At 69.3% G+C, this 525-nt stretch carries 1 protein-coding gene; it reads left to right on the forward strand.

Translation table 11 applies throughout. The features are described 5' to 3' along the window. On the forward strand, window positions 1-525 hold a 525-nt coding region (locus tag CXR44_RS38730), incomplete at both ends, for an RHS repeat-associated core domain-containing protein (protein ID WP_144070262.1).

The following is a 525-nucleotide window of genomic DNA, read 5'->3' on the forward strand; positions in this document are numbered from 1 at the left end:
CGCGGCACCCTCGCCACCCAGACCAAGAACGGCACCACCACCCAGCTCACCTTCGACGCCTTCGACCGCCTCATCGCCGACGGCGACAGCCTCTACAGCTACGACTCCCTCGATCGGGTCACCACCCGTACCCGCGGCACCACCAAGCAACTGTTCACCTACACAGGGCTCGGCAACGACCTGGCCGCCATCACCGACAGCGCAGGAGGCGTCCAGGCCAAGTACGGCCGCGACCCGTCCGGCGGCCTGCTCGGCCAGCAGGAAGGCACCAACCCCGCCCTCGCCACCCTGACCGACCTGCACGGCGACCTGGTCGCCACCTTCACCGGCACAGCCCTGGCCACCACCACCGCCTACGATCCCTTCGGGACCGTCACCGCGCAGACCGGAGCCAAGACCAACCTCGGCTACCAGGGCGAATACACCGACCCGGACACCGGCAAGGTCAACATGCACGCCCGCTGGTACCAGCCCGGCACCGGTACCTTCACCAGCCGCGACACCGCCACCCTCACCCCCAACCCC

Source organism: Nonomuraea indica, assembly GCF_002850745.1.
GTDB classification, from domain to species: Bacteria; Actinomycetota; Actinomycetes; order Streptosporangiales; family Streptosporangiaceae; genus Nonomuraea; species Nonomuraea indica.